Below are 803 nucleotides of genomic sequence, written 5' to 3' on the forward strand. Positions count from 1 at the left end.
TTTGGACGATGTTTTTTAGCATGGATTGCATCTGAGCAAGGACCTGGTTGACGTGCGGGGCCAGTTCGCCAATTTCATCCATGCGTTCAATCTCGATGCGCTGCGTCAAATCACCTTCACCTTGTGACAGTTCAGAGAGTGCATCCGACAAAGTTTGCAGTGGACGTAGTAGGCGAGTGATCACGTAAGTGCTGGTGGCAGCGATGATCAAATACATCACGATTGAAGCAATGGCAGTAAAGGTCACTTGCTCCGAAACGGAGGCAAAAGCCATTTGTTTGTCTTGCACAACGCCCAGAGACCAATCGGTGTTAGGGACTTGAGCAACATAAATCAGTTGGTCGCCTTGTTTTGGCCACGTGATTGTTTCTAGCTTCGCGTGTTGTGCCAAGTTGGCCATTTTATCGCGAGTCAGTTCTGGATTTAACGTGGTGAGCGGTTTCTGGCTGAGCTTTTCATCTTTATAAGCGACGAGGTTATTGTTGCCATCCACCAAAAACGCGAAGCCGTTGTTATCCAGTTGGATATTCAATACTTCGTTGATGATGTCTGTGACGGCCAAGTCAGCGGCCAATACGCCTTGTTTGTTTTGGTTAAACGCTTTGGCAAAGCTGACCACAATACTGCCATCAAAATCTTGGTATGGCTCGGTAATGATCAGCCCAGATTGTGCCATCGCGTCTTGATACCAAGGGCGAGTTCGAGGGTCGTAATCGGATGGCCATGATTCGCTTTTATCGCCGTAGGCAATCGCGCCGTCAGAGAACCCTGCGTAAACAGAGAGAAATTTCCCCGCGCGTTTG

Annotated in this window: 1 protein-coding gene; it reads right to left on the bottom strand. The window is 48.7% G+C overall.

Going from position 1 to position 803, the window contains the following annotated elements; genetic code table 11:
- Nucleotides 1-803, bottom strand: an 803-nt coding sequence (locus R7P74_RS25875; protein WP_318123513.1) for a HAMP domain-containing protein, incomplete at both ends; no start/stop codon positions are given.

The organism is Vibrio sp. 2033, from assembly GCF_033339735.1.